Below are 14,633 nucleotides of genomic sequence, written 5' to 3' on the forward strand. Positions count from 1 at the left end.
CGCCTTCATCATGCGAAGGCGCTGATTGACTTGCGGGCTGGCGGTGCGAGACTTGCCGGATGGAATAAGCCCCGCGACCGCCTCGATGGAAGCCAGGGAGAACGCCGTGCTCGACCGACGGGACATGCTGAAACACATCGGCGCGGGACTGACGCTCGGCGTCGGACTGTCTCCTCTCAAAGCCCTGGCGCTCGACAGCGTGACGATGCCCTTCGACAATGGCGAACGCCCGCTGGTCAAATATCCGCAGAAGCGTCCGATGATCGGAATCACCAGCCGGCCGCCCCAACTCGAAACACCGTTCTCGGTTTTCAACCAAGGCCCCATCACGCCGAACGACGCTTTCTTTGTCCGCTATCATCTTGCCGACATCCCGCTCGACGTCGATCCCGACACCTTCACGCTCGAGATCAAGGGCACGGTCGATCGTCCGCTCAAGTTATCGCTCACGGATATCAAGAAGATGAAGCAGACGGAGATCGTCGCGGTCAATCAGTGCTCGGGCAACACCCGCGGGTTCTTCAATCCGCGGGTCGCGGGCGGCCAGCTCGGTCACGGAGCGATGGGCAACGCGCGCTGGCGCGGCGTTTCGCTCAAGACCGTGCTCGATCAGGCCGGCGTGCAGCCCGGCGCGAAGCAGGTGGTTTTCGCAGGCATGGACGGCCCGGTCAGCGACAGGACGCCGGACTTCGCCAAGGCGCTCGATGTCGATCACGCCCGTGACGGCGAGGTCATGCTGGCCTATCTGATGAACGGAAGAGACCTGCCGTTTCTGAACGGCTTTCCGCTCCGGCTCGTCGTTCCCGGATATTACGGCACCTACTGGATCAAGCATCTCAATGAGATCACCGTCATCGACGGCACCTACGACAATTTCTGGATGAAGACGGCCTATCGCATTCCCGACAATGCCTGCGCCTGTGTCGAACCGGGCGCGACGCCGACAGCGACGGTCCCCATCAACAGGCTCAATGTCCGCTCCTTCATCACCAACGTCTCCGAAGGCGCGCAACTCAGGCGCGGCAGAAAAATCCTGAAGGGAATCGCGTTCGATGGCGGCACGGGCATCAGGAATGTCGAGGTCTCGATCGACGGCGGCAAGACCTGGAAGAGCGCGCGGCTCGGACGGAGTTACGGCAGATACGCGTTCCACGAATGGAAGGTGCCGGTCAAGCTCATCGCCGGGCCGCACGAACTGAAAGTGCGCGCCACCAGCAACGGCGGCGAGGTACAACCGATCGAGGCTAGGTGGAATCCGGCGGGTTACATGCGTAACGTCACCGAGACCGTTCGCGTCTCGGTCTCTTGAGGGAAGGCCTGATGATGCGTTTCGTTGCTCTTGCCCTCGCGACCATCGGACTGGCGGCGAGCGTCCGCGCCTTTACCCCGATGACAGCCGCCGCCGAACCGCTTTCCTATCAGCTCCCGCGCGAAACGATCGAATTCAAGCCGGGACCAAATCTCGACGTCGTGAAAAACAATTGCCTCGCGTGTCATTCGGCGGATTACATCGCGATCCAGCCTCGCGGCCCGGCGCTCGGGAAGAAGTTCTGGCAGGCGGAGGTCAACAAGATGATCAAGGCGTACGGCGCGCAGATCGACGAGGCCGACATCGGCAAGATCGTCGAGTATCTGGCTGCTGCGTATTGAGGACGCAAGGCGTGCTTTGACCGCAAAACCCCAAGCCGTCTCCGGCCGGGCGGATCGCTGCCTGCCCCGTTTCAGGTCAAACCCATCCCGGCTCGAAACACTTAAAGCGGCGGCCGGTCAAATGGAATCAGCGCCGCCGCTCCAGTTAATTGATCGAGCATCGGATTTATCCCGAAACCGGTTCCCGCTTTCGGGTCCGATGCTCTAATGAATGCCGGCGCCGCTACGCGAGCCCACCACATGCAGGGGCCATGATTGCGGCGTCACCGCCGCCGCAGCGGGACAATCGCTCGCGATCTTCTGGTTGGACGCGCGCGCATCCTCCAGCGCTTCGGAAAAGTCCGTGAACCATTGCTGGGCGGTGCCGGCGCGCAGCTTCCGCATCATGGCCTCCCAGCGCGTCCTGCGTTCTGTCAGAGGCATCGCGAATGCGGCGGCGACGGCGCGAGCCATTCCGTCGATTTCGTGTGGATTGACAAGGAGCGCCGTCTGCAACTCGTTCGCGGCGCCGGCGAATTTGGACAGGACCAGAACGCCGGGATCGGCGGGGTTCTGCGCGGCGACATATTCCTTTGCGACGAGATTCATCCCGTCATGCAGCGGCGTCACCACGCCCACGCGCGCCGTGCGATAGAGGCCGGCCAGCACGGTCTGGCTGTATCCCCGATTGAGGTAGCGGATCGGCATCCAGTCGGTTTCGCCGTGACGGCCGTTGACCTCGGTGACCAGCCTGGCCAGTTCGCTCTTGAGATTGCTGTAAGCCTCGATCGTACCGCGAGAGGGCGTCGCGATTTGCAGCAACGACACGGTGCGCTTCAGCGCGGGATTCAGGACCAGCATCCGATCGAATGCATTGATCCGGTTCACAAGGCCTTTCGAATAGTCGAGGCGATCGACGCCGATCGCCAGTTGCTCTCCGTTCAGGCTGCGGCGCAATCGCGATACGTCCGGATGCGATGACGCCTTGGCGGCCTGCACCGCAAATTTCTCGACATCGATGCCGATCGGGAACACCGCGCATCGCGACTTGCCGTAACGCGAGGTGACGACGCCGTCCTGAATCTTGAGCCCAAGCTCCGATTGAACGTAGCTGAGAAAGTTCTCGCAGTCGTCGTCGGTCTGGAACCCGATCAGATCATAGGCCAGCATCGCTTCGATCAGTTCGCGATGATGCGGCACGGCGCCCATGATGGCGCGCGCCGGCCAGGGTGTGTGCAGGAAGAAACCGATGGGATTGCGCACGCCGAGATCGCGCAATTCAGCTCCAAGCGAGAGGAAATGGTAATCCTGAATCCAGAACGCGGTGTCCGGCTTGCGAAAGCGCATCAAGGCCCGCGCCATGAAGGCATTGACCTCGCGATACGACTGGTAGTCGTCGTTCGACACGCGAATGAGATCGGACCGGGAGTGCAGCGCAGGCCATAACGCCGAATTGGCGAAGCCTTCATAGTAGCCGCCGTAGTGCGCGGCTGGCAGATCGAGCAATGCAAGCGCGCCCGACCCGAGCGCTTCAACTTCAGCAAACGGTTCCTTGTGCGACCCGTCGCGCACCCGACCGCTGGAACCTACCCAAATTGCGCCTGATTTTTCGATAACTGGTAACAAAGCCGCCGCGAGGCCGCCTGTCAGGGGCTCATTGGCCCGCGCACGCGCCACGCGATTCGAAACGACGACGAGGCTCACAAGGGTCCCCTCCTGGTTTTGCACCCGTTAGATAAACGCTCGTTCATCAATATGGTTCCTGCCTCCTTCCCACCAAATTGACGCCAAATTCAGGCAGTCTAGAACGAAACCTAAGTTCTTCGTCATTTGGAAATAAAACAGTTGCCACAATACTTTTAATGGGAAGTGTCTTCCATTAAATCAGCTGCGCCAGTAGCGATCTTCCCAGTTCCGCGACAGTTTCATGCCGGTCAGGATCAATCCGGCCATCGAGTAAGTCTGCGGGAAGTTTCCGAACAGCGCGCCGGTTTTGGGATCGACATCCTCCGACAAAAGCCCGAAGCGATTGCGATGCGCCAACGCATCCGTGAACGCCTCCCGCGCTTCTTCGCGCCGCCCGAGCGCCCACCACGCATCGATCAGCCAGAACCGGCAGATCAGAAAAGCGGTGACGGGGAGACCGAAGTCATCTTCCGCCGCGTAGCGCATCACATGCTTTTCACGCAGCAGCTCGCGCTCCATGGCGGCGACGGTTTTGACGAATCTGGGATCGTCGACCTCGCAGACCCCGAGTTCAGGCAGCAACAGCACGCTCGCATCGAGATCATCGGACCCGAACGCCGCCGTGAACGCCTCGCGCTTCGGATTCCAGGCGCGCTCGATCAGTTCAGCGTGCAGGGGATCGGCAATTGCGTTCCAATGCGCCGCGCGGTCCGACAGGCCAAGCCGCTCCGCGATGGCCGCGAGCCGGTTGATCCCGGCCCAGCACATCGCCGCGGAATGAGTATGAATGCGCTGACGACCGCGATATTCCCATATGCCGGCATCGCTCGTCATCGCGACCCGGGCCGCCTTGTCGCCCAGCGATTCAAGCAGCCTGAACAGGCTTTCGTCACCGGGTCGCGGCAATCGCCGGTCGAAGAACATGGGCAGCGCGGCGAGGATGGCGCTTCCATAGGTGTCGTGCTGCTTCTGGTTGACCGCGGCATTGCCGACACGCACCGGCCCGTCGCCATGGTAGCCTTGAAGGTCGGCGGCGGTCCACTCGTTCAGCGGCAAATTCGGAACCACGCTGTAGACCGGCTTGAGATCCTCCTCGGCATTGGATGCGAGCGAGAGCGTGAAGCCGATGAAGTCCTCCATCGTCCGCGTGGCGCCGACGCGATTGAGCGCCTTGACGACGAAATAGGCATCGCGCAGCCAGCAATAACGATAATCCCAGTTGCGGCCCGAGCCGGGCGCCTCCGGAATCGAGGTGGTGTGCGCGGCGATGATGCCGCCGGTTTCCTCGAAGTTGGACAGCTTGAGCGTGATGGCGGCGCGGATAATGGCTTCCTGCCATTCATAGGAGATGTAGAGGCGCCGCACCCAGCCCAGCCAGTAGGTTTTGGTTTCCTCGGCGAAGCGCTGGGCGGTCGATGCGAGATCGCCGGGGAACGCTTCGTCATTTCCGAACACCAGATACATCGGCCGCGTCAGAACGAACGGCGTTTCGTTTTCGATCAGGGCCAGCGGCGCATCGGTGGTCACCCGGAGCGCGGTGCCGTCTTCCTCGAAGTAGCGAATGTGGTTGCTGCCCATCGAGTGCCGGACCAGCGGCTTGCCGTAGGCGTGCGTCGGCCGGATGCGGATGGTGATCCGGGGCAGGCCCGTGACAGGCTCGATGATGCGAAACAACTGCGGCGGCCGGAATATGCGGCCGTACTGCCGGAAACGGGGCGCGAAGTCGGTGATGCGCACGGCATTGCCGTGCGTGTCGGTCAGGACGGTGGAGACGATCGTGGTGTTGCGGACATAGTCCGACTGGAAATCGGCCATGCCGTCCAGCACGACATCGCTAAAACCCTTTTCTTCGTTGCCCGCGAGCAGGCGCGAGAATACCGGGTCCGAGTCGAAGCGCGGGAAGCACCACCATACGAGTCGCGCGGTCGGATCGACAAGGGCCGCCGTGCGGCAGTTGCCGATGACGGCAAGATCGAGCCCATGATCGGTCATTCAGCGACCGCTCGTTCGTCGTCCAGAAGACGGGCCAGCCAGGCCCTGACATGACGAGGCGCTTGAAAGTGCCCGTCGACGCCTTGAGCGCGCCGTCCGACCGAGAACGACAGGCCGTCCATGTCCGGCATGATGGCGAAGACCGTTTCATCGGTCACGTCGTCGCCGATGAAGACCGGCCGCCGCCCCTTGAACGGTTCATGCGACATCAGTTCGGTCACGCCGGTCGCCTTGGTAAATCCGGAATGCTTGATCTCGCAGACGAACTTGCCCGGCAGCACCTCTAAGGGCGCGTTCGGAAGTTCCGCGCGTATCGCCGAGACCCGATCATAGATCGCGAGCTCGACGTCCGGCGCTTTTCTGAAGTGCAGCGCCAGCGAATACCCCTTGTTTTCGACCAGAATTCCGGGATGCAGTTCGGAGATGGCCGCGAAACGCCGCATCAGATCCGGATTCATCGGCGGCGCATGGGCAGCCACGGCCTCGCTTTCGACCGAGATCCGCATCTCCGCGCCGTGACCACCGACCGCAGGAAACAGCGACGGCGCGAAGATCCGGTCGATATCGCGGAGCGATCGACCGCTGACCAGCGCCAGCGCGCCGCCGGTCCGCGACAACAGCCGCGCCAGCGACGAAGCGAGCTTTGGCGGCACGCGAACCTCGCTCGGCGACGGCGCGAGATCGAGCAGCGTGCCGTCGATATCGAGCAGCAGCGCAGACGTCCCGAGCGGCAGCGTGCGAGGCTCAACATCGTCGGGCACTGAAGCGGTTTTGTTCGGCACGGTTCCTGTTACATCCTGATTCATCGTGACTCCACAGCGGCAAGCGGCGACGCCACCGATTCCAGCGGGCGCCGCTCGGCGGCGATTCCGAATCGCCAGCCGATCAGCGCGGCCGCGACCATCAACGCCGCTCCGAAACAATATCCGACGAATACGCTGTCACGCGAGCCGCTGTCGATCAAGGCGCCGAACAGCGCCGGACCGGCGACGCCGCCGATCGCGGTCCCCACGCAATAGAACACCGCGATCGCCAGCGCCCGTACTTCAAGGGGGAAGGTCTCGCTCACGGTCAGGTAAGCCGCGCTGGCGGCCGGCGAGGCAAAGAAAAAGATCACCATCCATGCAATCATCTGGGTCTGCGCGGTCAGAACGCCGGCGGCGAAGAGATAGCCGGTTACGGCGAGCAGGATGCCGGAGATTCCGTAGGTGAAAGCGATCATCGCGCGGCGTCCGACGGTATCGAACAGCCGGCCGAGCAACAGCGGTCCGAGAAAATTGCTCGCCGCGAACGGCAGAAGGTACCAGCCGATCTGATCCGCCGGAATGTTGAAGAAGGTCGACAGCACCAGCGCGTAGGTAAAGAAGATCGCGTTGTAGAAGAACGCCTGCGCGGTCATCAGCGCAAGGCCGACCAGCGAGCGTTTCCGATAATCCGTGAACAGCGTACGGACCACCTCGCGCAGCGGTGTGTGGCTGCGCATCCGAAGCTGGATCACCGGCCAGACCCCGCCAGCAGGCTCATCCGGATCGCGAACCGCCTTCCGTTCGATGCCGGCGACGATGCGCGCCGCTTCCTCCGGCCGGCCATGTACCATCAGCCATCGGGGGCTTTCCGGAATCCAGAGCCGCATCACAAACACCACAAGTCCGAGAATCGCGCCCGTGAGAAATGCAAGCCGCCAGCCCCATTCGGGATCGATGACCTGCGGATCGAGCAGGACGATTGAGCCCCCCGCGCCCAGCGCCGCGCCGATCCAGAAACTGCCATTGATCGTCAGGTCGGTCCAGCCGCGATACCGCGCCGGCACCAGTTCCTGGATCGTCGAGTTGATTGCGGTATATTCGCCCCCGATGCCGGCTCCCGTGAAAAACCGGAACAGCGCGAAGCTGGCGAGATCCCAGGACAGCGCCGTCGCCGCGGTCGCGACCAGATAGAGCGTCAATGTGGCGAAGAAAAGCTTCTTGCGTCCGATGCGATCCGTCAGCCAGCCGAAGCCCAGCGCACCGAGCACGGCGCCCACAAGATAGGCGCTGCCGGCGATCCCGATATCGAGATTGCTGAACTGAAGCGTGGGACTGTCCTTGAGCGCGCCGGACAGCGCACCGGCCAGCGTCACCTCCAGCCCGTCCAGTATCCAGGTGATCCCGAGAGCGGTTACAACCCGCGTATGGAACGGGCTCCAGCGGAGACTGTCGAGACGGGCGGGAATGTCTGTCTCGACGATCCGGTCAGTCCGTTCCTGCAATGATCACCTTCTCAATCGTCAAAACCGCGAGTTGAAGCGCCGATCCTGCCCTTTTGCCGCAAACGCGCGACTCCGCTCCCCGGTTCCAACCCCCCGGCACGTCCCGCCGATTCACCCGCACTGACATCCCGGGCTTTGGTATTTTGAACAAACTTCCACCGAGCGGCGTCAAATCAGGACGGTCGGGCAATATTTAAACCCGCCATTGTGATGCCGGTCACGGTAATGATGTCGCAGGTCATGCATAGAGAATGCTACGCTGACGGCCCATCGCGTGGCGGACTTATAGAGATTTATAGGGATAAGAGGGAGATAATCATGTTGATTCAGAGGATTTCCGGGAAAAGCCTGGCGGCAGCCATCCTGGCGGCCGGCCTTATGGCGATCGCGGCGCCGCACGGCGTCTCGGCTGAGGACCTTTCCGCCCAGCAGATCATCGACGGGCTGAAAGTCTCGAAAACGCGGAGCCTGAGCGCGTCACCACGACCGACGCTTGATCCGAACGATCTCAACTTCGTCCAAAAGGTCCGTGGCAAAACGCGCTCGCTGTCCATGGGCGACCGCAGCCAACTGGCGGAGATTGCCGCCAAGCGTCCCAAAATCGATCTGGATATCAATTTCGATTTCGATTCCGCCGCCGTGACCCCGCGCACCGAACCGCAGCTGCACAGCCTTGGGAAGGCGCTGACCAGCGACGAACTGGCAGGCTCTGTCATCATGCTCGGCGGGCACACCGACGGCAAGGGATCCGATGCCTACAATCAAACCCTCTCCGAACGCCGGGCTGAAGCCGTGAAGCGCTTCCTTGTCGAGACGTACAAGATTCCGGCGGCGAATCTGGTCGCTGCCGGATACGGAAAAGAGGGATACAAAAATCCCGCAGACCCGCTCGCCGCTGAAAACCGTCGCGTCGAGGTCGTCAACATGGCCACCAAGGACCAGGCCGCCAATAGCCAGTGAATAGGTCGCAGACAGGCGCATCGGAGTTGTCCCATGCGCCTGTCATCGGATGTTGACGCAGCCCGCGCGATGGATCGCGGGTGGCCCGCTCTCGCGCCATTGACAGGCGCTGCGCCGCCTGTTTGAAAAGACGGATCGCGTGAGATTGGGTCGCCACGGCGCAGGCTGAACGGCGTCCGCCTTGGGACTGTTGCCTTGGGACTGTCGTCGCATGAACATTCGGGTCGCGGTGCTGGCGGTGTTGACGCTGACCATGGTGCTTGCGACCATGGTGCCCGTGACGGTGCCGGTCGCATCAGCCGCGACGGACGGCAGCGCGCGGGTTGCGCTCGTGATCGGCAACGCCGTCTATCCGGACAGTGAAGCGCCGCTCAAGGAGCCGATCAACGATGCCCGCGACGTCGCCGCCGAACTCAAGCGCAACGGGTTCGACGTCGAAACCGGAGAGAATCTAACCCGCGACACCATGCGCCTCGCGCTCAAGCGCCTGTACACCCGCATCAAGCCCGGCAGCGTCGCGCTGATCTTCTTCAGCGGATACGGCATCCAGTCCGGACGCCAAAGCTATCTGATCCCGGTCGACGCACAATTGTGGACCGAAGCGGACGTACGCCGCGACGGCTTCAGCCTTGAGACCATCCTGGGCGAGATCAACAATCGCGGCGCCGGAGTCAAGATCGCGCTGCTCGACGCCTCCCGCCGCAATCCGTTCGAGCGCCGCTTCCGCAGCTTTTCGGCCGGTCTGGCTCCGGTGATCGCGCCGAGCGGATCGCTGGTGATGTATTCCGCCGCGCTGAGCTCGGTGGTGGGTGATGTGAGCGCCGATCACAGCCTGTTCGTCAGCGAATTGCTGAAAGAGATCCGGGTCCCCGGCCTGACAGCCGAGCAAACGCTGAACCGCACCCGCGTCGGCGTGACGCGCGCCTCGCGCGCCGAGCAGGTGCCGTGGATTTCATCGTCCCTGGCGGAGGATTTTTACTTTATTCCGGGTCAGGACGGCCAGGCTGACGCCGCCGTAACGCCATCAACGCCGCCCCGTCCGCAGCAGGCCGAGGCTCCATCCGCCCCCGTTGCGCCAGCCCCTCCTGCATCCGCCCCGCCCGCACCCGCGCCGTCCACGACGCCCTCCGCATCGACGGCGCCCGCCCCGGCGCAGACGCCCGCTCCATCACAGAAACCTGACCCGTCGCAGACGCCTGCCGTTGCGTCCGCGCCTCCGGAGCCCGCCTCCTCGCCGGCCCAGGTCCCGGAACCTGCGGCGGAGCCTCGGCCGCAAGCCCGGGATGACGAAAAGACCAAACTCGCTCTGGCCGAGGATCCGACGATCAAATCGCTGACGGCCAGGATCGCCGCCAAGACAGACGACGCCAGCGCGCTGTATCGGCGTGGGCAGGTCTATGCCAGCAAAGGCGCCTACGCGCTCGCCATCAAGGACTTCGATGCGACGATCCGGCTGAATCCGAAGGACGTTGAGGCCTACAACAATCGCTGCTGGGTCCGGACCGTGATCGGCGAGTTGCAGGCCGCGCGGCGAGATTGCGACGAAGCCCTCAGGCTGAGGCGGAATTTCGTGGATGCGCTGGACAGCCGCGGCCTGCTCAATCTGAAAAGCGGTGCGAACAAAAAAGCGATCGCGGACTTCGACGCGGCGCTCAAGATCAACCCCAGGCTGACCTCCTCGCTCTACGGCCGAGGCCTTGCCAGGCAGCGCAGCGGCGCCGTAGCGGATGGCAACCTGGACATCGCCAACGCCAAGGCAATGGATCCCGATATCGCGAAGGAGTTTGCCGGCTACGGCGTGCGTTGATGTCATGGACCCACACGGCGTGATTTTCGACCCATTTGTTTTTGCGATTGCGGATGCACCTCACAGGTCTCCGCATCGGAGCGCGCGGCGCGTTTCAATGTGAGAATTGCAAAAGTGAGGCGACTTTCGGATACTGGATTTGGGCCGAGATGCGCGCGTAAGCTCGCCTCCGGCCTGTTTTTTAGCGTGACGCTAGCGACCCTCGGCGTCATGAGCCCTTCGCTCGCGGCCAGTGACACCGAGCCATCGGCGGGCGCCCTTGTGACCGTCGTCCGCGCCACCAATGCCTGCTTTTCCGAGATGGTTCGTGTGACCGGTTTCATCGTCGCGCGCCAGGAGGCGGTGGTCAGCCCCGACTCGGAAGGATCGCTTGTCACCGACGTGCTGGTCCGCGAGGGTGACACCGTCGCGCTGAATCAGGAACTCGCCCGGCTGACGCCCCCGCCCGGCGGCAAATCGGGATCGACCCTGCGCGCGCCCGCCGCCGGCCTGATCACCCAGGTCCGTACCGTCGCCGGCGCGCCGGCCTCGCCGCAGGCCGGACCGATGTTTCGGATCGCCGTCAACAATGAGGTCGAACTGGACGCCGAGGTGCCTTCGGTCCATGTGCTCAAGCTCAACCCGGGCGCGAGCGCGCGCGTCAGCCGCGCGGACGGTCCCGATCTGGTCGGGCGCGTCCGGCTGGTTTCGCCCGAGATCGACCGCAAGACCCAGATGGGCCATGTCCGGCTGTCCCTGAGCACGGACCCGAGCTTGAGGATCGGCATGTTCGCCCGCGCCAGCATCGACGCCAAGCGCAGTTGCGGCGTGGCGATTCCCCGCTCCGCGGTCGAGCACCTGACGGTTCAGGTGGTGAATGGAGATATCGTGGAGAAGCGGCGCGTCCGCATCGGATTGACCTCCGACACCGCCGTCGAAATCCTCGAAGGACTGAAAGCCGGAGAAACCGTCGTGGCCGATGCCGGCACCTCGCTGCATGACGGCGACCGGGTCAAGGCCATATTCACAGATGACCTCGATCGATCGCGAGTACATTGATGGCCTCCAATATTTCCGCCTGGTCGATCCGGAATCCGCTTCCGTCCGTCCTCTTCTCGATCATTCTGCTGATTCTGGGCTGGGTCAGCTTCACCAAGCTCGCGGTCACGCGCCTGCCGAGCGCGGATATCCCGGTGATTTCGGTGGCGGTCTCGCAATTCGGCGCCGCGCCCGCCGAACTTGAGGCCCAGGTCACCAAGACCATCGAGGATGGCGTTTCGGGCGTCGAGGGCGTCCGGCATATCTCGTCCTCGATCACCGACGGGCTGTCATTGACCACCATCCAGTTCGCGCTGGAGACCAATACCGATCGTGCGCTGAACGACGTCAAGGACGCCGTGACGCGGGTCCGCGCCAATCTGCCGCAGAACGTCAACGAGCCGCTGATCCAGCGCGTCGACGTCATCGGATTGCCGATCGTCACCTATGCCGCGATTTCACCCGGCAAAACGCCCGAACAACTGTCTTATTTCGTCGACGACGTGGTCAAGCGGACCTTGCAGGGCGTGCGCGGCGTCGCCCAGGTCGAGCGCATCGGCGGCGTCGAGCGCGAAATCCTGGTGTCGCTCGATCCGGACCGGCTGCAGGCTGTCGGGCTGACGGCGGTCGATGTCAGCCAGCGGCTGCGCGGCATCAACGTCGATGTCGCCGGGGGACGGGCGGAGATCGGACAGAACGATCAGGCGATCCGCACCCTTGCCGGCGCCAAGACCCTTAACGAACTGGCGGGCACGATGATTTCCCTGCCCGGCGGCAGCGAAATCCGGCTCGACGATCTCGGCACGGTGACCGACACCATCGCCGACCGCCGGACTTTCGCCCGTTTCAACGGCGAGCCGGTGGTCGCGCTCGGCATCAAACGCTCCAAGGGAGCGAGCGACGTCGTGGTGGCGGAGGCGGTGCAGGAGCGGATCAACGCGCTCAAAGAGCAGTATCCCGACGTCGACCTCAAGCTCATCGACACCTCCGTCGAGTTCACCAAAGGCAACTATGAAGCGGCGATCTCGACGCTGTTCGAAGGCGCAACCCTCGCCGTTATCATCGTTTTCCTGTTCCTGCGCGACATCCGCGCCACCATCATCGCCGCGATCTCGCTGCCGCTGTCGATTTTCCCCGCCTTCTGGGCGATGGACATTCTCGGATTCTCGCTGAACCTGGTCAGCTTCCTGGCCATCACGCTCTCGACCGGCATCCTTGTCGACGACGCCATCGTCGAAATCGAGAACATCGTGCGCCACATGCGGATGGGGAAATCACCCTACCGAGCCGCGCTGGAAGCCGCCGACGAAATCGGCCTCGCCGTGATCGCGATCAGCCTTACCATCATCGCGATCTTCGCGCCGGCGAGTTTCATGTCAGGCATCGCGGGGCAGTTCTTCAAGCAGTTCGGCATCACCGTATCGGTGCAGGTGTTCTTCTCGCTGCTGGCGGCGCGGCTGGTCACGCCGGTGCTCGCCGCCTATTTCATGAAGGATCATCCGCACGAGCCGCCACCGCCCGGCCGCGTGCTGCGCGCCTATACCAGGCTCGTGACCTGGTCGGTGCGGCATTACATCATCACCGTTCTGATCGGTTTCGCCGTCTTTGCCGCCTCGATCTGGAGCATCAAGCTGCTGCCGCAGGGATTCCTGCCGGCGCAGGACACCGCGCGGTCGCTGATGGCGCTGGAGCTGCCGCCAGGGTCACAACTCGCCCATACCGAAAAGGTGACGGAAGATATCGCCGCGCGGCTGCGCAAGCGGCCGGAGGTGGCGAGCGTCTTCGTCGACGGCGGCCGGGTGCCGCCCGGACTCCAGGAAGTACGCCGCGCCTCCCTGATCATCAACTATACCCCCAAGCAGGACCGCAGCATCACCCAGCGCGAGCTTGAACTCTCGATCGGACAGGAGCTCGAAAGCGTTCCCGACGTTCGTTACTGGTTCCTCGACGAGAATGGCCTGCGCGCGGTCGCTCTGGTGGTGACGGGACCCGACATCGGCATCGTCAGCAATGTCGCGAACGAACTGGCGACACAGATGAAACGCATTCCGCTGATCGCCAACGTCACGCCGGAGACATCGCTCGACCGCCCCGAGCTGCGGATCCGGCCACGGGCCGATCTCGCCGCGCGCCTTGGCGTTTCGACCGAGCAGCTCTCGCAGACCATCCGCGTGGCGACGATCGGCGACGTTGGCCCCGCGCTGGCGAAGTTCGACGCCGGCGACCGCCAGGTTCCGATCCGCGTGCAGCTGGAGGACGGCGCACGCGCCGACCTGAAGGTGCTGGAGCAGATGCGCGTGCCGATCGGCGGCGGCCGCGGCCATGTCCCGCTTTCCGTCGTCGCCGACATCAGGCTGGATCAAGGCCCCACCAGCATCAACCGCTACGACCGCGAGCGGCAGGCCACCGTCGCGGCCGATCTCGTCGGCACGGCCGCGCTCGGCGATGCGACCGACATGATCAACGATCTGCCGGTGATGAGGAGTTTGCCGAAGGGCGTGAGGGTCAATCCGTCGGGCGACGCCGAGAGCCTGAACGAGCTATCCGAAGGATTCGCGACAGCGATCACCGCCGGATTGATGATGGTTTATGCGGTTCTGGTGCTGCTGTTCGGCACCTTCCTGCAACCGATCACCATCCTGTTCTCGCTGCCGCTGTCGATAGGCGGCGCGATCATGGCGCTGCTGCTCACCGGCAAGCAGCTCACGACGCCGGTCTGGATCGGCATCCTGATGCTGATGGGCATCGTCACGAAGAACGCCATCATGCTGGTGGAGTTCGCCCTCGAATCGATCCGCGAAGGCCGCGCCCGGGAAGAGGCGATCATCGACGCCGGCATGAAGCGCGCCCGGCCGATCGTCATGACCACCGTCGCGATGGTCGCAGGCATGATGCCGAGCGCGCTTGCATTCGGCGCCGGCGGCGAATTCCGCTCGCCGATGGCGCTCGCGGTGATCGGCGGCCTGTTGTTTTCGACAGTCCTGTCGCTGGTGTTCGTACCCGCGATGTTCCTGCTGATGGATGATGTCGGCAAGTTCATCTGGCGCCACGCCAAACGGGTTTTGACTTCGGACGGGGAGATCGCCCAGCCGGCAACGGCCGAACAAAAAACCCCAAGCGCCGTACCGCTTCCGGGTGCCGAATAAGCGCGATAGAGTTTGTTTCAACTGCGTTGAACCGGACTCGTCGCTTATCTTTTTGGTTAGAGCGTTTTCAAGCGAAGTGGACACCGGTTCGCGTGAAGAAAACGCGACAAAACAAAATCATAGAGCCCGCTTCTGATAATATCAGAAG

10 protein-coding genes are annotated in these 14,633 nt (G+C 63.2%); 6 read left to right on the forward strand and 4 right to left on the reverse strand.

The window, feature by feature from the left end; translation table 11 throughout:
- The first annotated feature begins 106 nt into the window (after positions 1-106).
- On the forward strand, positions 107-1,309 hold the full coding sequence (locus ACMYR2_RS18180) for a molybdopterin-dependent oxidoreductase (protein WP_416193432.1): 1,203 nt from the start codon (positions 107-109) through the stop codon (positions 1,307-1,309).
- Between the two features lie 11 nt (positions 1,310-1,320).
- The gene (locus tag ACMYR2_RS18185) at positions 1,321-1,650 is read left to right on the forward strand and encodes a cytochrome c (protein WP_347265065.1); all 330 of its coding nucleotides are present in this window, start codon (positions 1,321-1,323) and stop codon (positions 1,648-1,650) included.
- Positions 1,651-1,854: 204 nt separating this feature from the next.
- Here the strand turns inward: ACMYR2_RS18185 and ACMYR2_RS18190 are convergent, their stop codons facing one another.
- The 4 genes from ACMYR2_RS18190 to ACMYR2_RS18205 all read right to left on the reverse strand — a co-directional run bounded on the left by ACMYR2_RS18190 (position 1,855) and on the right by ACMYR2_RS18205 (position 7,555).
- On the reverse strand, positions 1,855-3,333 hold the full coding sequence (locus ACMYR2_RS18190) for a trehalose-6-phosphate synthase (protein WP_347263516.1): 1,479 nt from the start codon (positions 3,331-3,333) through the stop codon (positions 1,855-1,857).
- Between the two features lie 180 nt (positions 3,334-3,513).
- On the reverse strand, positions 3,514-5,307 hold the full coding sequence (locus ACMYR2_RS18195) for a glycoside hydrolase family 15 protein (protein WP_416193433.1): 1,794 nt from the start codon (positions 5,305-5,307) through the stop codon (positions 3,514-3,516).
- Entirely contained in the window at positions 5,304-6,113 is an 810-nt protein-coding gene (gene otsB / locus ACMYR2_RS18200; protein ID WP_347263518.1) for a trehalose-phosphatase, read from the reverse strand. Before otsB ends, ACMYR2_RS18195 begins: the two co-directional genes overlap by 4 nt.
- Positions 6,110-7,555 carry an MFS transporter gene (locus ACMYR2_RS18205; RefSeq protein WP_416193434.1) on the reverse strand — a complete coding sequence of 482 codons (1,446 nt, stop codon included), beginning with the start codon at positions 7,553-7,555 and terminating at the stop codon, positions 6,110-6,112. Before ACMYR2_RS18205 ends, otsB begins: the two co-directional genes overlap by 4 nt.
- 210 nt (positions 7,556-7,765) lie before the next feature.
- Here ACMYR2_RS18205 and ACMYR2_RS18210 point away from each other — a divergent pair, with 210 nt between their 5' ends.
- From ACMYR2_RS18210 to ACMYR2_RS18225, 4 genes are all read left to right on the forward strand, one after another.
- Complete coding sequence (locus tag ACMYR2_RS18210; protein ID WP_416194135.1) at positions 7,766-8,515, forward strand: OmpA family protein; 750 nt, start codon at positions 7,766-7,768, stop codon at positions 8,513-8,515.
- Positions 8,516-8,726: 211 nt separating this feature from the next.
- Positions 8,727-10,322, forward strand: coding sequence for a caspase family protein (locus tag ACMYR2_RS18215; protein ID WP_347263521.1), 1,596 nt, complete (start codon positions 8,727-8,729; stop codon positions 10,320-10,322).
- A 210-nt stretch (positions 10,323-10,532) separates the two neighbouring features.
- Complete coding sequence (locus ACMYR2_RS18220; RefSeq protein ID WP_347263522.1) at positions 10,533-11,360, forward strand: efflux RND transporter periplasmic adaptor subunit; 828 nt, start codon at positions 10,533-10,535, stop codon at positions 11,358-11,360.
- A complete protein-coding gene (locus tag ACMYR2_RS18225) occupies positions 11,360-14,485 on the forward strand; it encodes an efflux RND transporter permease subunit (protein ID WP_416193435.1) in 3,126 nt (1,041 codons plus the stop codon). The genes ACMYR2_RS18220 and ACMYR2_RS18225 overlap by 1 nt, the downstream gene beginning before the upstream one ends.
- Positions 14,486-14,633: the final 148 nt, after the last annotated feature.

The organism is Nitrobacter sp. TKz-YC01 (assembly GCF_047824785.1).
Taxonomy (GTDB): Bacteria; Pseudomonadota; Alphaproteobacteria; order Rhizobiales; family Xanthobacteraceae; genus Nitrobacter.